This is a genomic window from Cryobacterium sp. TmT2-59, from assembly GCF_004403545.1.
GTDB lineage: Bacteria > Actinomycetota > Actinomycetes > Actinomycetales > Microbacteriaceae > Cryobacterium > Cryobacterium shii.
Map to the genome: position 1 here is coordinate 20,658 of NZ_SOGM01000100.1, position 21,987 is coordinate 42,644.

21 protein-coding genes are annotated in these 21,987 nt (G+C 69.6%); 14 read left to right on the forward strand and 7 right to left on the reverse strand.

Annotated features, from left to right (window positions below; genetic code table 11):
• Positions 1 to 16 precede the first annotated feature (16 nt).
• Positions 17 to 1,165: an acyltransferase family protein gene (locus E3T24_RS15620; protein WP_241975857.1), complete on the reverse strand. Its 1,149-nt coding sequence runs from the start codon at positions 1,163 to 1,165 to the stop codon at positions 17 to 19.
• A gap of 50 nt (positions 1,166 to 1,215) precedes the next feature.
• Here E3T24_RS15620 and E3T24_RS15625 point away from each other — a divergent pair, with 50 nt between their 5' ends.
• Positions 1,216 to 1,995, forward strand: a complete 780-nt coding sequence (locus E3T24_RS15625; RefSeq protein WP_134368177.1) for an SDR family oxidoreductase — start codon at positions 1,216 to 1,218, stop codon at positions 1,993 to 1,995.
• 18 nt (positions 1,996 to 2,013) lie between these two features.
• On the opposite strand, the gene E3T24_RS15630 is transcribed toward E3T24_RS15625, so the two are convergent.
• From E3T24_RS15630 to E3T24_RS15645, 4 genes are all read right to left on the reverse strand, one after another.
• A complete protein-coding gene (locus E3T24_RS15630) occupies positions 2,014 to 3,069 on the reverse strand; it encodes a 2,3-butanediol dehydrogenase (RefSeq protein WP_134368192.1) in 1,056 nt (351 codons plus the stop codon).
• Positions 3,070 to 3,204: 135 nt separating this feature from the next.
• Positions 3,205 to 4,848: a cation acetate symporter gene (locus E3T24_RS15635; RefSeq protein WP_134402619.1), complete on the reverse strand. Its 1,644-nt coding sequence runs from the start codon at positions 4,846 to 4,848 to the stop codon at positions 3,205 to 3,207.
• On the reverse strand, positions 4,845 to 5,201 hold the full coding sequence (locus tag E3T24_RS15640) for a DUF485 domain-containing protein (RefSeq protein ID WP_134368175.1): 357 nt from the start codon (positions 5,199 to 5,201) through the stop codon (positions 4,845 to 4,847). The genes E3T24_RS15635 and E3T24_RS15640 overlap by 4 nt, the downstream gene beginning before the upstream one ends.
• A gap of 79 nt (positions 5,202 to 5,280) precedes the next feature.
• Complete coding sequence (locus tag E3T24_RS15645; RefSeq protein ID WP_134368174.1) at positions 5,281 to 7,215, reverse strand: AMP-binding protein; 1,935 nt, start codon at positions 7,213 to 7,215, stop codon at positions 5,281 to 5,283.
• A gap of 88 nt (positions 7,216 to 7,303) precedes the next feature.
• On the opposite strand from E3T24_RS15645, the gene E3T24_RS15650 reads away from it, so the two are divergent.
• Genes E3T24_RS15650 through E3T24_RS15685 form a run of 8 tightly spaced genes read left to right on the forward strand, consistent with a single transcriptional unit; the run spans position 7,304 to position 14,234 of the window.
• On the forward strand, positions 7,304 to 8,002 hold the full coding sequence (locus tag E3T24_RS15650) for a GntR family transcriptional regulator (RefSeq protein ID WP_241975856.1): 699 nt from the start codon (positions 7,304 to 7,306) through the stop codon (positions 8,000 to 8,002).
• Positions 8,003 to 8,014: 12 nt separating this feature from the next.
• On the forward strand, positions 8,015 to 9,553 hold the full coding sequence (locus tag E3T24_RS15655; RefSeq protein WP_134368172.1) for an MmgE/PrpD family protein: 1,539 nt from the start codon (positions 8,015 to 8,017) through the stop codon (positions 9,551 to 9,553).
• Positions 9,553 to 10,464 carry a methylisocitrate lyase gene (gene prpB, locus E3T24_RS15660; RefSeq protein WP_134368171.1) on the forward strand — a complete coding sequence of 304 codons (912 nt, stop codon included), beginning with the start codon at positions 9,553 to 9,555 and terminating at the stop codon, positions 10,462 to 10,464. The genes E3T24_RS15655 and prpB overlap by 1 nt, the downstream gene beginning before the upstream one ends.
• A 34-nt stretch (positions 10,465 to 10,498) precedes the next feature.
• A complete protein-coding gene (locus E3T24_RS15665) occupies positions 10,499 to 11,629 on the forward strand; it encodes a bifunctional 2-methylcitrate synthase/citrate synthase (RefSeq protein ID WP_134368170.1) in 1,131 nt (376 codons plus the stop codon).
• A 14-nt stretch (positions 11,630 to 11,643) separates the two neighbouring features.
• On the forward strand, positions 11,644 to 12,219 hold the full coding sequence (locus E3T24_RS15670) for a phosphoribosyltransferase (protein ID WP_134368169.1): 576 nt from the start codon (positions 11,644 to 11,646) through the stop codon (positions 12,217 to 12,219).
• Positions 12,216 to 12,935 carry a Type 1 glutamine amidotransferase-like domain-containing protein gene (locus tag E3T24_RS15675; protein ID WP_134434852.1) on the forward strand — a complete coding sequence of 240 codons (720 nt, stop codon included), beginning with the start codon at positions 12,216 to 12,218 and terminating at the stop codon, positions 12,933 to 12,935. The genes E3T24_RS15670 and E3T24_RS15675 overlap by 4 nt, the downstream gene beginning before the upstream one ends.
• A gap of 7 nt (positions 12,936 to 12,942) precedes the next feature.
• Entirely contained in the window at positions 12,943 to 13,629 is a 687-nt protein-coding gene (locus E3T24_RS15680) for a uracil-DNA glycosylase (protein WP_134368167.1), read from the forward strand.
• Between the two features lie 26 nt (positions 13,630 to 13,655).
• Positions 13,656 to 14,234: a GNAT family N-acetyltransferase gene (locus E3T24_RS15685; RefSeq protein ID WP_174235713.1), complete on the forward strand. Its 579-nt coding sequence runs from the start codon at positions 13,656 to 13,658 to the stop codon at positions 14,232 to 14,234.
• Positions 14,235 to 14,257: 23 nt separating this feature from the next.
• On the opposite strand, the gene E3T24_RS15690 is transcribed toward E3T24_RS15685, so the two are convergent.
• Positions 14,258 to 15,088, reverse strand: coding sequence for an SDR family oxidoreductase (locus E3T24_RS15690; RefSeq protein WP_134368166.1), 831 nt, complete (start codon positions 15,086 to 15,088; stop codon positions 14,258 to 14,260).
• Between the two features lie 39 nt (positions 15,089 to 15,127).
• On the opposite strand from E3T24_RS15690, the gene E3T24_RS15695 reads away from it, so the two are divergent.
• Positions 15,128 to 15,490, forward strand: coding sequence for a hypothetical protein (locus E3T24_RS15695; RefSeq protein ID WP_134368165.1), 363 nt, complete (start codon positions 15,128 to 15,130; stop codon positions 15,488 to 15,490).
• Between the two features lie 45 nt (positions 15,491 to 15,535).
• A complete protein-coding gene (locus tag E3T24_RS15700) occupies positions 15,536 to 16,972 on the forward strand; it encodes an amidase (RefSeq protein WP_134368164.1) in 1,437 nt (478 codons plus the stop codon).
• Positions 16,973 to 17,087: 115 nt separating this feature from the next.
• Here E3T24_RS15700 and E3T24_RS15705 read toward each other — a convergent pair whose 3' ends face one another.
• The gene (locus E3T24_RS15705; protein ID WP_134368163.1) at positions 17,088 to 19,199 is read right to left on the reverse strand and encodes an MMPL family transporter; all 2,112 of its coding nucleotides are present in this window, start codon (positions 19,197 to 19,199) and stop codon (positions 17,088 to 17,090) included.
• Positions 19,200 to 19,261: 62 nt separating this feature from the next.
• Here E3T24_RS15705 and E3T24_RS15710 point away from each other — a divergent pair, with 62 nt between their 5' ends.
• The 3 genes from E3T24_RS15710 (at position 19,262) to E3T24_RS15720 (ending at position 21,955) form a co-directional block, all read left to right on the forward strand.
• The gene (locus E3T24_RS15710; protein WP_241978717.1) at positions 19,262 to 19,840 is read left to right on the forward strand and encodes a MarR family transcriptional regulator; all 579 of its coding nucleotides are present in this window, start codon (positions 19,262 to 19,264) and stop codon (positions 19,838 to 19,840) included.
• Between the two features lie 85 nt (positions 19,841 to 19,925).
• Positions 19,926 to 20,462, forward strand: a complete 537-nt coding sequence (locus E3T24_RS15715; protein WP_134368162.1) for a Fur family transcriptional regulator — start codon at positions 19,926 to 19,928, stop codon at positions 20,460 to 20,462.
• Positions 20,459 to 21,955, forward strand: coding sequence for a catalase (locus E3T24_RS15720; protein ID WP_134402615.1), 1,497 nt, complete (start codon positions 20,459 to 20,461; stop codon positions 21,953 to 21,955). Before E3T24_RS15715 ends, E3T24_RS15720 begins: the two co-directional genes overlap by 4 nt.
• The last annotated feature ends 32 nt before the right edge of the window (positions 21,956 to 21,987 follow it).

A 21,987-nucleotide genomic window follows, 5' to 3' on the forward strand; every position in this document is an offset into this window, starting at 1 on the left:
CGGCGTCACACGCCGTTCAGCGGGCCGCCGCCGGCGGGGCATCGCCCGGCGCGGAATCCGGCGCCGCCGGCGACTCGAGCATCGTGCCCGACGGCCCCAGGTGCGGCAGCACGATCGTTCCGGTGTCGGTCGACGCGTGCTTGCGGAACATCCAGCGCGCACGCGGCTCCACCAGCGGCCGGAACACCTTCTTCACGACCGGGTGCGACAGCACGATGGAGATCAGCACGCTCAGCAGGATCACCCCCGGCAGGACCCAGGCCGGCTGCGGCCCCTCGAGCACGCCGGACTCGCGCAGCGGGAACAGCAGGAAACTGTGCAGCAGGTAGATGTACATGGTGGCCGCCCCGAACGTGCTGAACCAGGTGGTGCGCCGCGGCACGAGCAGCAGGAAAGCGACGATCAGGGCGAACGCGAGCAGCATCAGGCCCAGACGGATGCCGCCGGCCCAGATTTCGTCGAAGCCGAAGACCGGATACGCCTCGTTGTAGAGCAGGAACCGGCGCACCTTCAGGGTGCGCAGCAGCTCGATGTTCATCACGATCACCCCGAACAGCGCCGTGAACAGGGTGAGGGCCCCGATCCGCCACCGCCACACCGCCCCGGCGGCCAGGCCCAGCCAGATCGGGGTGAGCTGCCACTGGCGCAGTTTCCAGCCGAACACGAAGAAGGGCAGCAGGCCCAGGGTGCGGGAGATCGAGAAGCCGGCGTCGATGGATTCCAGGTAGCCGGAGCCGATCGAGATCAGGATGCTGATCAGGAGCGGGTAGCGCAGCAGAACCAGGAACGGCAGCATCAGGCGCCAGATCAGCAGCGCGATCAGGAACCACAGGGTCCAGGACGCGGTCGAGAAATCGGGCACGAAGGCGCCGCCGAGCAGCCAGCGGATGACCGTCCAGATGCTCTCGAAGATGATGTACGGAAACACGATGTCCGTGAGCAGCCGGTGCAGCTGGCGGGTGCCCGGGGGGCTGGATCTGGCGAAGTACCCGCTGACGGCGACGAAGAGCGGAACGTGGAACGCGTAGATGAAGAGGTAGACCTCGTAGGCGACGTTCGACTCGCCGATGAGCTTCAGGATGGCGTGGCCGATCACCATCAGCGTGATGGCGATCCAGCGCCCGTTGTCCCAGAGCGGCACCCGTCGCTTCCGGACCTGGGTCATTCCTGCTACCTGTGAACTCATCGTCCTTCTTCCCCCGCCAGAATAGAGCCATGGCTACCAAGAGAGTTGTTGTGACCGGTGCGAGTTCCGGAATCGGGGCGGCGACCGTTCGCCGGTTCCGCGAGCAGGGCTGGGCCGTGGTCGGGGTCGCACGGCGCGCCGACCGCCTCGCCGAGCTGAAAGCCGAGACCGGTGCCGACGTCTTCACGGCCGATCTCACCCGCCAGGCCGACGTCGACGCCCTGCGGGACTACCTGGCCGAGTCGGGGCCGGTGCACGCGCTCGTCAACAACGCGGGCGGCGCGATGGGCCTGGACAGCGTCGAGGACTCGCGGACCGAGGACTGGGCCTGGATGTTCGAGATCAACGTGCTCGCGGTCAAACGGGTGACAAGCGCGCTGCTGCCCCTGCTGCGGGACGGGATCCGGATGGATGGCGGTTGCGCCGACATCGTCACGGTCACGTCGATTGCCGGTCATGTTGCCTACCTCGGTGGTGGGGGCTACAACGCGGCGAAGTTCGCCGCGCACGCCCTGATGGAGGTGCTGCGCCTGGAACTGAACGGGGAGCCCATCCGGGTGATCGAGGTTGCCCCCGGCATGGTGCAGACCGAGGAATTCGGCCTGGTGCGTTTCCGCGGCGACGCCGAGAAGGCCGCAGCGGCTTACGCGAACGTGCCCAATCCGCTCACCGCGGAGGACATCGCGGAGACGATCGTGTCGAGCGTCGAGCGCCCCGCCCACGTCAATCTGGACCTGATCGTGATCAAGCCGGTCGCCCAGGCGGCCCCCACGCGAATCGCGAGAGGGCCGCTGACGCCGAAAGACTGACGCGGGCATGGCTTCGACCTACGGGTGAACCAGGATCTTCACCGCGGTGTCGTTGTGGTTGACCAGGGTGTCGAAGCCCTCGGTGACCAGGTTCTCCAAGGCGATCCGGCCCGTGATGAACGGCCTCAGGTCGATCGTGCCGGACTGCACCAGCTTGACGGTCTCCTCGTGGTCGCGTACGTAGGCGATCGTGCCGCGCAGGTCGATCTCCTTGAGCACAATCTTCTGCATGTCCACGGTGGCCGGGTGCCCCCAGATGGAGACGTTGACGAGCACGCCGGCGGGACGCAGGGCATCGAGCATGGCGTCGAGCACGGCGTTGACGCCCGCGCACTCGAACGCGACATCCGTGCCGACGCCACCGGTGATCTCGAGGACGCGGGCCTTGAGGTCATCGACGGTCGGGTCGATCACATAGTCGGCGACGCCGCTGGAGATCGCCTTCTCCTTGCGGGCCGCACTGAGCTCGGAGATGATCGTGGTCACGCCGATGCCCTTGAGGATCGAGGCCGTGAGCAGCCCGATGGGTCCGGCGCCGCCGACGATGGCGACGTCTCCGGACTTCGCGCCGCTGCGGACGACGGCGTGGTGCGCGACGGAGAGCGGCTCGATCAGGGCGGCCTCGTCGAGGGGGATATCCCCGATCGGGTGCACCCAGCGCTGGTCGACGACGACCTTCTCGCTCAGGCCGCCGCCGCCCCCGGCGAGGCCGATGAAGCCCATCTTCTCGCACAGGTGGTAGTTGCCGGCCTTGCAGGGCGGGCACTCGTCGCAGACGAAGTAGGGTTCCACGACCACGTTGTCCCCGACGTTCAGGCCCTCGACGCCGTCGCCGACCTCTTCGATGGTTCCGGAGAACTCATGGCCGAGCGTGACGGGCAGGGATTCGTGTGAGAGCGGATGCGGGTGGCCCGGCGCGGAGATGAAGATCGGGCCCTCGAGGTACTCGTGCAGGTCGGTGCCGCAGATGCCGCACCAGGCGACAGCGATCTTCACCGTTCCACTGCGGGTTTCCGGTTCCTCGATGTTCTCGATCCGGATGTCTTTCTGGCCGTAGAAGCGCGCAGCTTTCATGGGAATGATCTCCATTTTTGTCGTGGGCTCGACACAGGCGAATGGCCTGGCCCTCTAGCCCGCGGACGACACTACTCCCCCCCCCCCCCCCCCCCCCGNGGGGAGTAGTGGTGGTGCGATGGTGTTGGTTGTTCCCTAGTGCTCGACGGCTTCCTCGGCGCCGAACCCGGTCAGGGACCGGACCGACATCTCGGCGGCCAGCAGCGGGTCTTCCCTGGTCGTCGAGGTGACCGACCCGAGCCAGCCGAGGAAGAACCCGAGCGGGATGGAGACGATGCCCGGGTTGCTCAGCGGGAACCAGGCGAAGTTGACGTCGGCGCCGAACATGGACGTTTCGGTGCCCGAGAAGACCGGCGAGAACACGATCAGCACCATGGTGGCGGCGAGGCCGCCGTACATGCTCCAGACCGCACCACGGGTGGTGAAACCGCGCCAGAACAGCGAGTACAGGATGGTCGGCAGGTTAGCGCTCGCCGCGACGGCGAACGCCAGGGCCACCAGGAAGGCGATGTTCTGCCCCTGCACGCCGATTCCGCCGGCGATGGAGAGGATGCCGATCACCACGACGGTGCGGCGGGCCACCTTGACCTCGCTGTCGGGGTCGCCCTTGCCCTTCTTGATCACGCTCATGTAGATGTCGTGCGCGAAGGAGGTCGCCGCGGTGATCGTGATGCCGGCGACGACCGCGAGGATCGTCGCGAAGGCGATCGCCGAGATGAAGCCGAGCAGCAGCGGTCCGCCGAGTGCGAGCGAGAGCAGCGGTGCGGCCGAGTTCACGCCGCCGGGAGCGGCCAGGATGGTGTCGGCTCCGACGAGCGCGACGGCACCGAAGCCGAGCACCAGCGTGAACAGGTAGAACGCGCCGATCAGCCAGATGGCCCAGACGACCGAGCGACGGGCTTCCTTGGCCGAGGGAACCGTGTAGAAGCGCATCAGCACGTGCGGCAGGCCGGCGGTGCCGAGCACGAGGGCGACGGCGAGCGAGACGAAGTCCAGCGGGTTGGTGCCGTACTTCAGTCCGGGCACCAGGATGGCGTCGGCGGGGGTGCTCCCGGACGCGGCGACGGCCGTCTCGAGCAGCGCGGAGAAGTTGAAGCCGTTCAGGGCGAGCACCCAGACGGTCATCGCGAAGGCCCCGATGATCAGCAGGAACGCCTTGATGATCTGCACCCAGGTGGTGCCCTTCATGCCGCCGATGAGCACGTACATGATCATCAGGCCACCGACGACAGTGACCACGATCGACTGGCCGACCTTGTCGTTGATGCCGAGGAGCAGCGACACGAGGCCGCCGGCGCCGGCCATCTGGGCGAGGAGGTAGAAGAAGCAGACCGCGAGGGTGGTGGTGGCCGCGGCCACGCGCACGGGGCCCTGCTTCAGCCGGAAGGAGAGCACATCGGCCATGGTGTACTTGCCGGTGTTGCGCATCAGCTCGGCGACGAGCAGCAGGGCGACGAGCCAGGCGACGAGGAAGCCGATCGAGTACAGGAAGCCGTCATAGCCGCTGACGGCGATCGCCCCGACGATGCCGAGGAACGAGGCCGCGGAGAGGTAGTCGCCGGCGATGGCGAAACCGTTCTGCGGCCCGGTGAACGAGCGGCCACCGGTGTAGTAGTCGGCCGCGGTCTTGTTATTGCGGCCGGCCCGGATCACCACGATCAGGGTCACCGCCACGAACGCGAGGAAGATCGAGATGTTCAGCACCGGGTTGTTCTCAACCGGTTTGACTGCCTGGGCCAGCTGGCCCGGCAGGGACTGCAGAATGCCGGGTGCGATCATTTCTTGTCCATCCCCTCAAGCTCGGCACGCAGCTCGGCCCCGAGGGGGTCGAGACGACGGTTCGAGTACGACACGTACCACATGGTGATTCCGAAGGTGGTGACGAACTGGCCGAGGCCGAGCACCAGCCCGAGGTTGAACCGCCCGAAGACGGGGATCGCCATCACGCCGGGCAGGTAGGCCGCGACGAGGACGAAGACGAAGTACCAGATGAAGAAGAACGCGGCGAGCGGCAGGACGAACCTGCGGCGCTGCCTCTTCAGCTCCAGAAAACGCGGCGTCTTCTCATAGGCCACGTAGTCGATGGTGGATGCTGCTCCGTCCGGACGTGCATCTTTCAGTGATTCCGTCATGCGGGCTCCTTTGCTCCGGGTGAGGGGATGTGATTGCTGTGAGTGGTGCGGTGGTGAACTGTGGGTGATTTGTGGGGGCTCAACCGTCGTGGTCGGTGCCGTGGACGGCCAGTTTCAGCGCGTCCAGAACCGTCGGATCTTCGATCGTGGGCGGAACCGTGTACGGCTCCCCGTCCACGATCTGACGGATGGTCTTGCGCAGGATCTTGCCGGACCTGGTCTTGGGCAGCCGTTCCACGATGGTCACGTCGCGGAACGCGGCCACCGGCCCGACATGATCCCTGACCAGCCCGATCAGTTCCCGGACGAGGGTGTCATGGTCGATGGACGCGCCGGCCTTGAGGGTGACGAAACCGGCCGCGCGCTGCCCCTTGAGCGGGTCGTGCACACCCAGGACCGCGCACTCCGCGACGGCGGGGTGCAGGGTCAGCACCTCCTCCAGCGAGCCGGTGGACAGGCGGTGCCCGGCCACGTTGATCACGTCGTCGGTGCGGCCCATCACGTAGAGGTAGCCGTCCTGATCGAAGTGGCCGGAGTCCCCGGTCGCGTAGAAACCCGGGAAGGCCGACAGGTAGGAGCTGGCGAAGCGGTCCTCGCTTCCCCAGACCCCGAGCAGTGTGCCGGGCGGCAACGGCAGACGGATGGCGATGTTGCCTTCCTTGCCGGGACGCGTGACGGGCTTGCCCCTGGAGTCGAGGATGACGACGTCGTAGCCGGGCACCGGGAAGGTGGCCGAGCCCGGTTTGGTGGGGATATCGGCGATGCCGCGCGGGTTGGCGCAGATGGCCCAGCCGGTCTCGGTCTGCCACCAGTGGTCGACGACCGGGCAGTGCAGCCCGTCGTTGGCCCAGTGGTAGGTTTCGGGGTCGAGGCGCTCGCCGGCCAGGAACAGCCCGTGCAGGCTGGACACGTCGTGCTTCGCCAGCTCCAGCAGGTCAGGGTCCACCCGGCGGATTGCGCGGATGGCCGTGGGCGCCGTGAACAGCACCGAGACCGCGTAGTTCTCCACGACCCGCCAGAACGCGCCGGCATCCGGCGTGCCCACCGGTTTGCCCTCGAAGATGACCGTGGTGGCGCCGACCAGGAGCGGGGCATAGACGATGTAGGAGTGGCCGACCACCCAGCCGACGTCGGAGGCGGCCCAGAACACGTCGCCCGGCTTCACGTTGTAGATGTTCGCCATCGACCAGGCCAGCGCCACGGCGTGGCCGCCGTTGTCGCGGATGATCCCCTTGGGGTTGCCCGTGGTGCCGGAGGTGTACAGGACGTAGAGCGGGTCCTCGGAGCGCAGGCTGACCGCCGCCACGGGGGTGGCCTCGGTTTCCTCGTGCGCCCAGTCCAGCCAGGCCACGTCGCTCCTGCCGGAGTAGTCGGCCGCGCAGCCGGGGATCATCTCCCGGTCGCGCACGATCACGGTTCGCACGGAGCCCTTGCTGCGGGCGAGCGCCCGCTCGACCAGCGGCAGGTATTCGACCGCGCGACCCGGTTCCAGGCCGCCCGAGGCGGTCACGATCACGGTGGGGCGCGCGTCGTCGATCCGCACGGCGAGCTCGCTGGCGGCGAAGCCGCCGAAGACGACGGAGTGGATGGCGCCGATGCGGGCGCAGGCCAGCATGGCCACGATCGCCTCCGGGATCATGGGCAGGTAGATGATGACCCGGTCGCCCTGGTCCACGCCGTTGGCGCGCAGCACGCCGGCGAAACGCTCGACCCGGCCGAGCAGCTCCCGGTAGCTGAGGCGCACCCGGGTGCCGGACATCGCCGAGTCGTAGATGACGGCGGTCTGGTCGCCGCGGCCGGCGAGGACGTGGCGGTCGAGGGCGTTGTAGCTGGTGTTCAGCTCTCCGTCGGGAAACCAGCGCCAGGTTCCGGGGGAGCGCTCCTCGAGGGCGACGCGCGGCGGGGCCGTCCAGTCGATGGCCTGCGCGGCCTCCAGCCAGAAGTCCGAGCGCGTGTCCGCGTCGATGCTGCGCTGCCACAGGTCGTGATAGCCGACCGCTGGTTCCCCTGACATCCTGAACCTCCCCGTTGAAGTTCCTATGTATACATAGAATCGGTGAAGTCTTGCACAGTGTGGGCGCAAAGGGAATAACATGTCAGTTGTGTATACAGAAACCCCAACGGCGGGGGTTGCGCCGCCGGTCCGCGCGAGTGAACGCGCCTACCGTCAGCTGCGCGGGGAGATCCTCGACGGACTGCTGGCGCCCGGTGCCGGACTCCTCGAGGTCGAGCAGTCGGCCCGGATCGGGGTGTCACGAACCCCCCTGCGCGCGGCGATCGCCCGCCTGATCTCCGACGGTCTGGTGGCCGGGCGCCCCGGCCGCGGCTTCATGGTGACCGAGATGTCGGTGGACAGCATCCGCGAGCTCTACGAGGTGCGGCGGGCGCTGGAGGAACATGCCGCGCGCATCGCCGCCGAGCGCCGGGACCCGGCCGTCTTCGAGGCGCTGCGGGCGCAGTTCGTGCAGGCCCCCGGCCTGCTCGAGCGGGGGCCGGCGGGCCTGAGCCGCTACTACGAGCTGATCACCGAGTTCGACGACGCGCTCGATGCGGCCGTGATGAACCCGTTCCTGGTCGGGGCGCTCGCCGGGGTGCGCACCCACCTCGCCCGCATCCGTCGGCTGGGCCGGGACAATCCCGGCCGGCTGCGGGCCGCAGCGGCCGAGCACCTGCTCATCATCGAGGCCATCCTGGCCGGCGACTCGTCGCTGGCCGCCCATGCCACCCACGTTCACCTCCACCAAAGCCTCACGAACGTCCTCGCGGCGATCCAGGGGCACGCGGCCGATCCGGCCGGCTAATCGAAAGGATCCATCGTGCAGCTTCACCACGTTCGTGTTCACCGCAGTGACGAGAATCTCGCCCGGACGGACCAGCTCGCCTGGAAGATCGCCGAAGTCGCCGCCGACCCGGTCGCGGTCACGGACGAGGTGACCGAGATGATCATCAACCGCGTCATAGACAACGCCGCGGTCGCCGCGGCGTCGCTCACCCGTCGCCCGGTGGTCGCCGCCCGCTCGCAGGCGCTGGCGCATCCGCGGTCCTTCAACGGCGTCGGCGCGACCGTGTTCGGGGAGCAGCGCTCCCGCCGGGTGTCGCCGGAGTGGGCCGCCTGGGCCAACGGCGTGGCCGTGCGCGAGCTCGACTACCACGACACCTTCCTCGCCGCCGAGTACTCCCACCCCGGCGACAACATCCCGCCCGTCGTGGCCGTGGCCCAGCACCTGGCCAACGCCCGCGGCCTGAGCGGGAGCGACCTGGTGCGCGGCATCGCCACCGGGTACGAGATCCAGATCGACCTGGTCAAGGGGATCAGCCTGCACGCGCACAAGATCGACCACGTCGCCCACCTCGGCCCGTCGGCCGCGGCCGGAATCGGCACCCTCCTCGGCCTCGACGTCGAGACCATCTTCCAGGCCGTCGGCCAGGCGCTGCACACCACGACGGCCACCCGGCAGTCGCGGAAGGGCGAGATCTCGAGCTGGAAGGCGCACGCCCCGGCCTTCGCCGGAAAGATGGCGGTCGAATCCGTCGACCGCGCGATGCGCGGCGAAACCAGCCCCACCCCGATCTACGAGGGCGAGGACGGCGTGATCGCCTGGCTGCTCGACGGTCCGGACGCCGCCTACGAGGTGTCGCTGCCGGAGGCGAACGAAGCCAAGCGCGCCATCCTGGACAGCTACACCAAGGAGCACTCGGCCGAGTACCAGGCGCAGGCCTGGATCGACCTGGCCCGGAAGCTGCACCGCGAGCACCCCGAACTGGTCGACCCGGCGAACATCGCCTCCGTGGTCATCCACACCAGTCACCACACCCACTACGTGATCGGCTCGGGCGCGAACGACCCGCAGAAGTACGACCCGACCGCCAGCCGCGAAACCCTCGACCACTCCATCCCGTACATCTTCACCGTCGCACTCCAGGACGGCAGCTGGCACCACGTGGACTCCTACCGGCCCGAACGCGCCAATCGTGCCGACACGGTGGCCTTGTGGAACAAGGTGACCACGACGGAAGACCCGGAGTGGACCCGCCGGTACCACTCCCTCGACCCGGCCGAGAAGGCATTCGGCGGCCGCGTGGAGATCGAGCTCACCGACGGCACCCACGTGATCGACGAGATCGCCGTCGCCGATGCCCACCCGCTCGGCGCCAAGCCGTTCGGCCGCGCCGAGTACATCAACAAGTTCCGTACCCTCGCGGCGGAGGTGCTGGAGGAGGGCGAGATCGTGCGCTTCCTCAGCGCCGCCGAGCGCCTGCCGAAACTCGGCGCCGGCGAACTCGGCCAGCTCACCATCGTGGCCCGCAACGGCCTGCTCGCCTCCCTCCCCACCCCGAACGGAATCTTCTGATGTTGTACTCGACGCTCACCCCGGCCGACAAACGCGCCGGGTTCCGCGCGGCACTGGCCACCGGCCGGCTGCTGCGCTTCCCGGGAGCCTTCAACCCGCTGTCCGCCCGGCTGATCGCGGCCAAGGGATTCGAGGGCGTCTACATCTCCGGCGCCGTGCTCTCGGCCGACCTCGGCCTGCCGGACATCGGCCTGACCACCCTGACCGAGGTGGCCGGACGCAGCCAGCAGATCGCCCGGATGACCGACCTGCCGACGATCGTCGACGCCGACACGGGCTTCGGCGAGCCGATGAACGTAGCCCGCACGATCCAGACCCTCGAGGATGCCGGCCTGGCCGGCATGCACATCGAGGACCAGGTCAACCCGAAACGGTGCGGGCACCTCGACGGCAAGCAGGTCGTGGACGATGACACGGCGGCCAAGCGCATCCGAGCGGCCGTCGACGCACGGCGCGACCCGAACTTCCTGATCATGGCGCGCACCGACATCCGTGCCGTCGATGGATTGGCCGCGGCGGTCGACCGGGCGAAGAAACTCGTCGACGCCGGTGCGGACGCGATCTTCCCCGAGGCGATGGCGTCGCTGACCGAGTTCGCGGCCATCCGTGCCGCCGTGGACGTGCCGGTGCTGGCGAACATGACCGAGTTCGGCAAGGGCGAGCTGTACACGACCGCGCAGCTGGCGGACGTGGGCATGAACATCGTGATCTTCCCGGTCTCGCTGCTCAGACTCGCCATGGGCGCCGCCGAGCGCGGACTCGACACCATCGAGGCGGAGGGCTCGCTGACCACCCTCCTGCCGGAGATGCAGCACCGCGCCAAGCTGTACGAGCTGCTCGACTACGAGTCCTACAGCCACTTCGATTCCGGCGTCTTCAACTTCACCCTCAACCCGAACGTCGCCTCGTAGCGACATTGCATTTTTCTCTACGCAAAGGAGCGACATGAGTCAGAACGAACCGACGGTCTTCAAGGGCCTGGCCGGCGTCGTGGTGGACCGGACCGCAGTGTCCAAGGTCAACCCCGAATCGAATTCCCTGCTGTACCGCGGCTACCCGGTGCAGGAACTGGCGGCGCAGAAGAGCTTCGAGGAAGTGACGTACCTGCTCTGGCACGGTGAGCTGCCGACCGAGGCGCAGCTGGCCGAGTTCGAGGAGCTGGAACGGGGCTTGCGCCACCTGGCCCCCGCGGTGAAGCGCGTCATCGACGAACTGCCGATGACCGCCCACCCCATGGACGTGGTGCGCACCGCCGTCAGCCTGATCGGCGCCAACGACCCGGATGCGGCCGACCCGTCACCGGAGGCCAACCGGGCGAAGGGGCTGCGCCTCTGGGCGCAGATGCCCGCGATCGTGGCCTACGACCAGCGCCGCCGCCACGGCCTGGACCTGGTCGAACCCCGGGACGACCTGGGCTACTCGGCCAACTTCCTGTTCATGACCTTCGGCGAGGTGGCGGAACTCGTGGTCGTGAACGCGTTCGACGTGTCGATGATCATGTACGCCGAGCACTCCTTCAACGCGTCGACCTTCACCGCCCGGGTGATCACCTCGACCATGTCCGACCTGCACTCGGCGATCACCGGTGCGATCGGCGCGCTCAAGGGGCCGCTGCACGGCGGCGCCAACGAGGCCGTGATGCACATCTTCGACGAGATCGGTTTCGGCCCGGGAGCCGGGGAACGCGCGGAGACCTGGCTGAATGAGACCCTCGCCGCCAAGCGCAAGGTGATGGGCTTCGGCCACCGCGTCTACAAGCACGGTGACTCCCGGGTGCCGACCATGCAGACCGCGCTGCTCACGCTGGTCGAGCACTACCAGCGGCCCGACCTGCTCGAGCTCTACGATTCCCTGGCCGCGGGGATGACGGCGCGCACCGGCATCCAGCCCAACCTGGACTACCCGTCCGGGCCGGCGTACCACCTGATGGGGTTCGACACGCTCACCTTCACGCCGATCTTCGTCGCGGCGCGCCTGGCCGGCTGGACGGCGCACATCATCGAGCAGACCGCGGCCAACGCACTGATCCGGCCACTGTCGCTCTACAACGGCCATGAGGAGCGGCACCTGTCGTGACCTAGCATTGGACAATGGCATTCGACGCGGACGACGCAGCAGCAGACCTGGCCGACACCCAACGGGAGGTCCTGGACTGGGGCGTGTTCGCTGACGCGTCCCGCCAGCTGGCGACGGACGTGCTTGCCAGTGGTTTTCAACCGGATGTCGTGATCGCCATCGCCCGCGGCGGGCTGCTGCTCGCCGGGGCGATGTCGTACGCGCTCGGCACCAAGAACTGCGGCAGCATCAACGTGCAGTTCTACACCGGGGTCGACGAGCGCCTCCCGGTGCCCGTTCTCTCCGGCCCCATGCTCGACGCGCCGTCCCTGACCGGCCTCCGGGTGCTTCTGGTCGACGACGTCTCCGACTCCGGGAACACGCTCGCCATGGTCGTCGCCCTGCTCCGCGAAGCCGCCTGCGAGGTGCGCACGGCGACCCTGTTCACGAAGCCGCGCACGGTGCTCGTGCCCGACTTCACCTGGTGCGAGACGGACCGCTGGATCGTGTTCCCCTGGTCTTCGCTGCCCGCCGTGACCGTCCCGGTGGACACCACCGCGCCTGCCGTCGCCGTCACCGCTGCTGCCGCTGCCGAGAAGGTCGTCGCGTGAGCGTTCACCTGGTCGGCGGGGGCTGGAACCCCGGAGCCTTCGCCGACGTCTTCGGCCCGTTCCTGGCCGAGGCCGGCCGCCGGGCGGAGGCCGCGGGCCGGGCCGAGCCACGCATCGCCATCATCGCCGTGCGGGACGGTGACGCGGCCGAGCACGCCGCGAACCTGGTCGAAGCGGTCGCCGCCGCCGGTGCTTTCGAGCCGAAGGTGACCGCCGTGGCCCACGGCGACACCGCAGCCCTGACGGCCGTGTCCGAGGTCGACGGCATCGTTGTCGGCGGCGGGCTCACTCCGGCGTACCTTGCGGCCGTCGCACCGATCGCGGGCGAGATCCGCCGCCAGGTGGCCGCCGGCATCCCCTACCTGGGTTTCTCGGCCGGAGCCATGATCGCCGCTGAGCGCGCCCTGATCGGCGGCTGGCGGATGGGCGGGGTCGAGGTCAGCGCCGAACACGCCGCGGAGGGCCTGGACGAGATCACGATCGAACCCGGCATCGGCCTGCTCGACGTCACCGTCGAGGTGCACGCCGCCCAGTGGGGCACCTTGTCCCGGCTGGTCGCCGCCACCGAGGCCGGCCTGATCGACGGCGGCCTGGCCGTCGACGAGAACACCGCGCTGGTCGTCGGCGAGGGCGCGCTCAGCGTCGTCGGAGCCGGCAGCATCTGGCGGGTCAGCCAGTCCGACGGCGGCGTGCTCGTCAGCACCTTCGGCGCCTGACGCCGGGATGCCCTTCACCTTGCAGGCACTGGCGCGCAGCCGCGCCATGGATCCGGGCTGGGCCGCGGCACTCGAACCCGTCGGGCCCGAGATCGACGCCATGGCCGCGTTCCTGCAGGGCGAGACCCGGGCCGGCCGGCCCTGGCTGCCGGCGCCCGAGAACGTGTTCCGAGCCTTCGCCGAGCCGTTCGACGCCGTGCGCGTGCTGATCGTCGGCCAGGACCCGTATCCGACCCCGGGGCATCCGATCGGCCTGGCCTTCGCGGTCGACCCGCACGTGCGACCGCTGCCGCGCAGCCTGCAGAACATCTGCCGGGAACTGCACGAGGATGTCGGCGTCACGGCCGCCGACGGCGACCTCACGCCCTGGTCGCGCCAGGGCGTGCTGCTGCTGAACCGGGTGCTCACCGTGCAGCAGGGCGTGGCCGGGGCGCACCGCCGGAACGGCTGGGAAGCCGTCTCGGAGCAGGCCATCCGCGCGCTCGTCGCCCGCGACCGGCCCCTGGTCGCCATCCTCTGGGGGAGGGACGCCGCCACCCTCAAGCCGCTCCTCGGGGACACTCCCATGATCGAGTCCGCGCACCCCAGCCCGCTGTCGGCGCGGCGCGGATTCTTCGGTTCCCGGCCCTTCAGCCGGGCCAACGAGCAGCTCCGTCTCGCCGGGGCGGCCCCGGTCGACTGGTCGCTCGGGTAATCTGGAATCTCCCGGAGGAGTCAGCTGTGCTTGAAGAGGAATACCAGCCGCGTCGGCAATTGCCCCGGCATCTGCGACCCGCGCCCCCCGAGGAGGCGCCGTTCGAATACACGATGCGCGACGCGCAGATCACCGACCTGCCGTACATCCGGGAGATCTACAACTACTACGTGGCCAACAGCACGGTCACCTTCGACGTCGACCCGATGACCCTCGCCGCCTGGCGCAGCAAGTTCTACTACCTCGGCAAGCTCGGCATGCCCTTCATCGTCGCGGTGTCGCCGGCGGGGCAGCTCCTGGGCTACGCGCTGGTCAGCCCGTGGAAGGAGAAGCGGGCCTACCGGTTCACGGTCGAGAACTCGATCTACCTCGGCGCGGCCTCCACCGGCAAGGGGCTCGGCCGGGTGCTGCTGGGCGAGCTGATCGACCGGTCGAAGTCGGCCGGCCTCAAGGAGATCATCGCGGTGATCGCGGACCAGGGCGCCGACGCGTCGATCAAGCTGCACCGCGACTTCGGTTTCGACGAGATCGGCCGGATGGGCAAGGTCGGCTTCAAATTCGACCGCTGGCTCGGCACCGTGCTGATGCAGAAGAGCCTCAAGTAGCCTGACTCTCACGTAGCGCGGACTCAGCGCCCCGGGCGGCGGTGGCCCAGCGCGGACAGCCGGCCGACGAGGCCGAGCGAGAAGCGGTGCGGGAGGACGCCCACGATCCGGGCGAGAACGGCGTTGCGGCGGCCGCTGACCACGTACGGCGGCGGGTCGGCCAGGTCCAGCGCGTCGAAGGCGGTGCGCATCACGTCATCCACCGTCAGGACCCGCCGGAACCGGTGCACGTTGCCCGCGATGCCGGCGAACTCGGTGGCGACGGGGCCGGGGCAGAGGGCGGTGACCTTGAGCCCGCCGGCCCGGGTCTCGGCCCAGAGCGCCTCGGTGAAACGCAGGACGAACGCCTTGGTGGCGCCATAGACCGCCATGTGCGGGACCGGCTGGAACGCGGCCGTGCTGGCCATGTTGACGAGGGCGGCGGAGCCGGGCCGTTCCCGGAGGGTTCGGAGCAGATCCGGCAGGAGCGCATGGGTGAGGTCCGTGAGGGCCTGCACGTTCAGAGCCACCTGCTCGTGCGCCCGGTCGGCGTCGGAATCCCGGACGTCGCCCCAGCTGCCGAATCCCGCGTTGTTGACGAGGGTGCCAACCGTGATGTCCCGGCTGTGCAGGTCGGCGACCAACTCGGTGACGGCGCCGGGGCGGGCCAGATCCAGGGGGATCACCGTCGACACGGTGCCGTACTTCTCGGCCAGTTCCACCGCGAGCTCTTCGAGGCGGTCCTGGCGGCGAGCGGTGAGCACGAGGTCCGCCCCACGCTCCGCCAGCTCGCGCGCGAACCCGCGGCCGAGGCCGCTCGAGGCGCCCGTGACGAGTGCGGTGGTGCCGATCGGGTTGAAGATTGTCCGCTTCATGCGGCAAGGCTAGTCCGTCGGGCCGCGTAGGGTCGGAGCATGACCGATGCTCCTCCTGACCTGCCCGAACGCCACACGGTGCTGCGGTCCTTCGCCGGCCATCTGGAGGCCGGCCCCGACGTGGTGTTCCGGCGGCTCGCGGCGGCCCTGGCTCCCAGAGGGGAAGCCGGCGGGACCCTGTACACGGATGCCGAGCGCCGCCTGATCGTGCTGCGGCGCGGCTGGTGGTATCGCGGCGAGTACCAGGTGCGGCCCGAGGACGAGACCGGTTCGCTCGTGCAGTACGAGATCGTCAACGTGGCGCAGCCCCTGCCGTGGGCCGCGACGTGGGCGGCGGCATCCGTGCTGCGTGCCGCGCCGCGCGCCTTCCAGGCGTTGCTGACCGGCCTCTCCCGCTCCTGAGCCGGTGTTGAGCCGGGGGGAGGGCGCGGTGACTAGGCTCGGGGGATGGCCGCTCCGCACGAACTGACCGCTCTCGAACAATGGCAGGCGCTGCAGCGCGGCGAGCTCAGCCCCGTCGAACTGACCGATCACTACCTCGGCCGGATCGAGGACCTCGATCCCTGCCTCGGCGCGTTCGTGACCGTCACGGCGGACGCCGCCCGGGAGCGCGCCCGGTTCGTGCAGGACCACGTGCCGCGCACGGCGCCGCTCTGGGGGCTGCCGTTCGGCGACAAGGATCTCCAGCGCCGCGCCGGCGTGCCGGCCCGGTTCGGGTCCCGGCTGATGCGGGACTTCGTGCCGGACGAATCCGACGGTCTGGTGCAGGCGCTCGACATGGCCGGCGGCGTGAGCCTGGGCAAGACGAACACCCCCGAGTTCGGGCTGCCCTCCTATACCGAGAGCCTCGCCTCGCCGCCCGCCCGCAACCCGTGGGACCGATCCCGCGGGGCCGGGGGCTCCAGCGGCGGGGCCGCGGTCGCCGTCGCGGCCCGCCTGCTGCCGTTCGCTCCCGGGTCCGACGGCGGCGGCTCCGTCCGGATCCCCGCGGCGGCCTGCGGACTCGTCGGCCTGAAGCCCTCGCGCGGCCGCGTGCCGACGTCCTCCGGCATCGACGCCCTCGGCGGCCTCAGCGTTGCCGGACCGCTGGCGCGGACCGTGACGGATGCCGCGCTCCTCCTCGACGCGATGGTCACGCCGCGGGGCGGGCATCCGAAGCACCAGTTCGCGCTGCGCCCGCCCGGCGACGACGCCCCGCTCCTGGCCGCCGCGGTGCGCGGCGAGGGACGATTCCAGCTCGGGGTGATGACCGCATCCGCGTGGGACGACGCCTACCCGATCGAGATCGCGCCGGAGGCCCTGGCCGCGCTGGCGACGGCCACCGACGAGTTCGCGGCCCTGGGCCACGGCCTGGAGGACACCGCGCTCGAACCCGACGACAGCTACTCGCCGGCCTTCCGCACGATCTGGCAGGCCGGAGCCGCGGGCATCCCCGCCGAGACGCCGGCGGAGGAATCGCTGCTCGAACCGCTCACGCTCTGGCTGATGCGCCGCGGGCGTGCCCTGTCGGCCCGTGACCTGGCCGAGGCGCTCGCCGCCCTGGCCGCCTACGAGCGCTCGTTCATCCGTCAGCTGTCACGCTTCGACGCGGTGCTCACGCCGGCCCTCGCGCTGACGCCCCGCCCGCTGGGCTCGTATGACCAGGCGGACGGGGAACGCAACTTCGCGCAGCAGGTGCAGTACACGCCGTTCACCTCGATGGTCAATGTGACCGGGCTGCCCGCGATCGTGCTGCCGGTCGCCCAGACCGGGGAGGGCCTGCCGATGGGGGTGCAGCTGATCGGGCGGCCGGGCGGCGAGGCCACCCTGCTCGCCCTCGGCGCGCAGCTCGAGCGCCGCCTGCGCTGGCAGCACCGCACGCCGCCCGAGCCCCGGCGTCCCTGAACCAATTCGACGGAGAAACTGCTTTAAAAACACGATTACGGACTGTTTGGGACCGATTCGGGCAAAATCTCCGTCGAATTCGTTAGGAGCGGGGCCGGGCGCGCGGGCTCGCCGGCTAGACGCGCTGCGTCGTGCGGGGGGCCGCGGCGCTGGACGGACGCTCGGCCGGTGCCGCGTTCGCGGCCGGGCGGGACGGCCACCAGAACCGGTCGCCGGTGAGGAACACCAGCGCGGGCACCACCAGGGTGCGCACCACCAGGGTGTCCAGCAGCACGCCGATGCAGACGATGACACCGATCTGGGTCAGCGCCACCACGGGCAGCACGCCCAGCACCGCGAAGACGGCGGCGATCAGGATGCCGGCGCTCGTGATCACCGCGCCGGTCGACGAGAGGGCGCGAACCATGCCCTCCTTCGTGCCGTGCGCCATGCTCTCTTCCCGGGCCCGGGTGGTGAGGAAGATGTTGTAGTCCACGCCCAGGGCCACAAGGAACAGGAACGCGAACAGCACCACGTTCGTGTTGAAGGCCGGGAAGCCCATCAGGTTCTGAAAGATCCAGTTGGAGGCGCCGAGGCTGGCGAAGAAGGTGGCCAGAACGCTCCCGATCAGCAGCACGGGGGCCACCAGCGACCGCAGGAGCAGGGCCAGGATGGCGAACACGATGGCCAGGATCATCGGGATGATCAGGTCCTGGTCGGACCTGGCGCTCGTCTTGTTGTCCAACGCGGTGGCGTCGCTGCCGCCGACCAGCGCCTTCGACGCCTCGCCGGGCGCGTCGGCGTAGACCCCGCGGAGGTTTCCGATGGTGGCGAAGGTCGCGTCGCTGCCCGGTTCGCTCGCGAGGGAGAGATTGAGGCGGGTCAGGCCGTTCGCGCTCTCGCCCGGCTGCACTGAGTCGATGCCGGGGGTCTGTTCGGCGAGCGTGCCGGCCTCGGCGGCCGCGGCATCCGGTACCAGAACGATGGTCTGGCTGGTCAGACCGGCCGAGAAGGATTCTTCGACGATGGCCTGCGCCTGAACGGACTCGGGCTTGCCGAGCAGTTGGTCGGCCTGGGAGAGGCCGACGGATGCGCCGATCAGCCCGAGGCTGAGGGCGCCGAGCCCAACGATGGAGACGGCAGTGATCAGCACCGGTCGTCGCTGCACGCCGCGGCCGAGCCGGGTCCAGAACCCCGGGCGCAGCTCGGTGCCGGCCCCCGGCACGAACCGCGGCACGAACGGCCAGAACAGCCCGCGCCCGCAGACCACGAGCGCGGCCGGCAGCACGATCAGGGCGAAGAGGATGGCGATGACCACGCCGATCGCGCAGGCGAAGCCGAGCGCGCGGTTGCCCGACAGTTCCGCGAACAGCAGGGTGAGCAGGCTCAGCGCCACCGTGCCGCCGCTGGCCGCGATGGCCGGGCCGGCGCCGCGGACCGCGGTCAGCATGGCGTCGTTGCGGCTCTCGGTGCGGAGCAGTTCCTCGCGATACCTGGCCACGAGCAGCAGGGCGTAGTTGGTGCCGGCGCCGAAGACCAGCACCGACTGGATGCCGGCCACCGACGGGTCGAGGGTGATGCCGAACGGTTGCGCGAGGGCGCCGACGACGACCGCGGCGAGGCCGTCGGCCAGGCCGACGACGACGAGGGGGACGATCCAGAGCACCGGGCTGCGGTAGGTCACGATCAGGAGCACGGCCACCACGATCACGGTGACGAGCAGCAGTCGCAGGTCGGCCCCGGCGAAGGCGTTGGTGATGTCGGACTGGAACCCGACGGCCCCGGTGGCATAGGCGGTCAGACCCGCCGGGAGATCCTTCGACGCGGCGGCACGGATGTCGGCGGCCGTCTGCCCGATGTCGGCGTTGGCCGTGTCCGCATCCAGGGGCACGACGCTGAGGGCGGCCTGCTGGTCCGAGCTGAACTGCGGCGTCGTGGCCCGCGGCGCGGTGGACTGCTCGCCGAGGGCGGCGCCGCGCTCGGTGATCGCGGCGATGTCCGCGTCGGTCAGCTCGGCGCCGTCCCGGCTCCAGACCACGATGGCGGAGGTTTGCTTCGCGGAGGGGAACTCGGTGAGGAGCTTGTCGACCTGGGCGGCCTGGCTCGAGGAGGGGAGGCCCGAGCTGGGAAACTCCTCCGAATCATTGGCCGGGAGGAGCGTGAACAGCAGGCCGACGGCGACGGCCGTCGCGGCCAGGACGATCCAGGCCGTGCCTCGACCGGTGATGAACCGCAGAATCGCAATCACGATTTCCTTCAATTAGCCTGATTGCTAGGCGCCCTAGCTATGTCTCGTAATAGTATGGCCATATGGATGAACGCCGCAAGTTCGTTCCCGGGTCTGAGACGGGCGCTTCCGGTGCGCCCGCAGGCGTCACCCCGGCCACTGCCGCCCGCCCGGGCCCGGCCGCTGCCTCACTGCCGCCCGCCGCCGCGATCGGAGTCTGTCTGCACGAGATCGTGCAGCTCTCGCGCGCCTTTGAACGCCAGGTCGGGCAGGCCCTCGAGGTGAACTCGACCGACCTCTCCGCGATGGAGCACCTGATGCAGGAGGGGCCGCTGACCCCGAGCGAGCTGTCGCGCCGCCTGGACATCTCGACCGCGGCGACCACCCTCGTGGTCGACCGCCTGGTCGCACTCGGGCATGCGCAGCGGCATCCGCACGCCTCGGACCGCCGCAAGGTGGTCGTGGTGCCGGCCCCCTCGTCGGTGGTCCGCGCCTTCGAGGAGCTGCGGCCCGTGATCGGCGGCGTGGCCGCGCTGGCGGAAGACCTGTCGGCGGCCGAGCGGAACGTCGTTGCGGAGTTCCTCGCGCGGGTCGTGGGTGTCTATCGCGACTCCCTGCTAGACGGCGGGCCGGCGCTGCCCGGCAGTCGCCCCGCGGCCTAGCCGAGACCGGCCCGCCCGCCGCGGGCGGGGCGTGGTGAGGGTGGCCTTGTTTTGAGGGAATCAAAACAACTGTTAGCGTGGAGGCATGACGGGGACAGAGGTGACGCAGGCCGGGGCGCCGGAGCCCCTCGACGCGAGCATCCGTGCGTCGAACCTCAAGGTCACCGCGCCCCGCCTGGCCGTGCTCCGGGCCTTGACGGATGCCCCGCACTCCACGGCAGAACGGCTCTTCACTGCCGTGCGGCTGCAGCTTCCCGGCACGTCCCTGCAGGCGGTCTACGGTGTTCTGGCGGCCTTCACCGCTGCCGGAATCGCGCGCAAGATCGAGCCCGCCGGGTCCTCGGCCCTGTTCGAGCGCCGGGTCGGCGACAACCACCACCACATCGTCTGCACCCGCTGCAACGCCGTGCACGATGTGGACTGCGCCGTGGGCGACGCCCCCTGCCTCACTCCCGCCAACGCGTCCGGCTTCGCCGTGCACACGGCCGAGGTCACCTACTGGGGCCTCTGCCCCGACTGCCAGAGCGAAGCGGCCGGCACCGACCCCACCCCGATCGGCGCCACGCCGGTCGACCCCACACTTACCGCACCTGCCCAGCTGTCGAACAAAGGAGCACGATGACTATCAAGCCCACCACCACGCAGACGGGAACCCCCGTCGCCAGCGACGAGCACTCCCTGACCGTCGGAACCGACGGTGTCACGGCCCTGCACGACCGGTACCTGGTCGAGAAGCTAGCCCAGTTCAACCGGGAGCGCATCCCGGAGCGCATCGTGCACGCCAAGGGCGGCGGAGCACACGGCGTCTTCGAGGTCACCGGGGACGTGTCCGCGTACACCCGCGCCGCGGTCTTCCAGCCCGGCACCACCACCGAGACCCTGCAGCGCTTCTCCAGCGTCGCCGGCGAGCAGGGCAGCCCCGACACCTGGCGCGACGTGCGCGGCTTCTCGGTGAAGTTCTACACCTCCGAGGGCAACTACGACATCGTCGGCAACAACACCCCGGTGTTCTTCATCCGCGACGGCATCAAGTTCCCCGACTTCATCCACTCGCAGAAGCGCCTGCCGGGCTCCGGCCTGCGCGACGCGACCATGCAGTGGGATTTCTGGACTCTGTCCCCGGAGTCCGCGCACCAGGTCACGTACCTGATGGGCGACCGCGGTCTGCCGCGCTCGTGGCGCGAGATGCCCGGCTTCGGCTCGCACACCTACCAGTGGATCAACGCCGCCGGTGAGCGCTTCTGGGTCAAGTACCACTTCACCTCCAACCAGGGCAACATCGAGATGGAGGGCTCGGAGGCCGAGCTCATCGCCGGCGCCGACGCCGACTACTACCGTCGCGACCTCTCCGACGCCATCGATGCCGGCGACTTCCCCTCCTGGGACGTGTCGGTGCAGGTCATGCCCTACGAAGAGGGCAAGACCTACCGCTACAACCCGTTCGACATCACGAAGGTCTGGCCGCACGCCGACTTCCCGCTGATAAAGATCGGCACGCACACCCTCAACCGCAACCCGGAGAACTTCTTCGCCGAGATCGAGCAGGCGGCCTTCTCCCCGGCGAACTTCGTTCCCGGCATCGCGGCCAGCCCCGACAAGATGCTGATGGCGCGCATCTTCTCCTACCCGGACGCCCAGCGATACCGCGTCGGCACGAACTTCGCCGAGCTGCCCGTCAACGCGCCGAAGTCGCCGGTGAATAACTACTCGCAGGATGGCGCGGCGCGCCACCACTACAACCCGCCGACCGCGCCGAACTACGCGCCAAACTCGCTCGGCGGCCCGGTGGCCGACCCGCTGCTCGCGGCGGAAGGCGGCTGGGAGAACGACGGCGAGCTCCTGCGCGCCGCGGCGAAGCTGCGCAGCGATGACAGCGACTTCGGCCAGGCCGGCACGCTGTACCGCGACGTCTACGACGACGCGGCCAAGGCACGTTTCCTGGACACGATCACCGGCGCCATCAGCGGGGTCCAGCGCCCCGAGGTGACCGAGCGGGCCATCGCGTACTGGACCAGCGTCGACGCCGACCTCGGCGTGAAGCTGCGCGCGAACCTCGCGACCTGGGCCGAAGCCGACCTGCTGGCCGAGGCCGCATCCGGTTACCCCGTCGAGTAGCGGGACCCGCGGCACCGCGGCATCCGTTCGCA

Coding starts and splice junctions, on each gene's coding strand:
- E3T24_RS15620 (WP_241975857.1), bottom strand. CDS start 1,165: ATGACCCAGGTCCGGAAGCGACGGGTGCCGCTCTGGGACAACGGGCGC.
- E3T24_RS15625 (WP_134368177.1), top strand. CDS start 1,216: ATGGCTACCAAGAGAGTTGTTGTGACCGGTGCGAGTTCCGGAATCGGG.
- E3T24_RS15630 (WP_134368192.1), bottom strand. CDS start 3,069: ATGAAAGCTGCGCGCTTCTACGGCCAGAAAGACATCCGGATCGAGAAC.
- E3T24_RS15635 (WP_134402619.1), bottom strand. CDS start 4,848: ATGATCGCACCCGGCATTCTGCAGTCCCTGCCGGGCCAGCTGGCCCAG.
- E3T24_RS15640 (WP_134368175.1), bottom strand. CDS start 5,201: ATGACGGAATCACTGAAAGATGCACGTCCGGACGGAGCAGCATCCACC.
- E3T24_RS15645 (WP_134368174.1), bottom strand. CDS start 7,215: ATGTCAGGGGAACCAGCGGTCGGCTATCACGACCTGTGGCAGCGCAGC.
- prpB (WP_134368171.1), top strand. CDS start 9,553: ATGTTGTACTCGACGCTCACCCCGGCCGACAAACGCGCCGGGTTCCGC.
- E3T24_RS15665 (WP_134368170.1), top strand. CDS start 10,499: ATGAGTCAGAACGAACCGACGGTCTTCAAGGGCCTGGCCGGCGTCGTG.
- E3T24_RS15670 (WP_134368169.1), top strand. CDS start 11,644: ATGGCATTCGACGCGGACGACGCAGCAGCAGACCTGGCCGACACCCAA.
- E3T24_RS15680 (WP_134368167.1), top strand. CDS start 12,943: ATGCCCTTCACCTTGCAGGCACTGGCGCGCAGCCGCGCCATGGATCCG.
- E3T24_RS15690 (WP_134368166.1), bottom strand. CDS start 15,088: ATGAAGCGGACAATCTTCAACCCGATCGGCACCACCGCACTCGTCACG.
- E3T24_RS15695 (WP_134368165.1), top strand. CDS start 15,128: ATGACCGATGCTCCTCCTGACCTGCCCGAACGCCACACGGTGCTGCGG.
- E3T24_RS15700 (WP_134368164.1), top strand. CDS start 15,536: ATGGCCGCTCCGCACGAACTGACCGCTCTCGAACAATGGCAGGCGCTG.
- E3T24_RS15710 (WP_241978717.1), top strand. CDS start 19,262: ATGGATGAACGCCGCAAGTTCGTTCCCGGGTCTGAGACGGGCGCTTCC.
- E3T24_RS15715 (WP_134368162.1), top strand. CDS start 19,926: ATGACGGGGACAGAGGTGACGCAGGCCGGGGCGCCGGAGCCCCTCGAC.
- E3T24_RS15720 (WP_134402615.1), top strand. CDS start 20,459: ATGACTATCAAGCCCACCACCACGCAGACGGGAACCCCCGTCGCCAGC.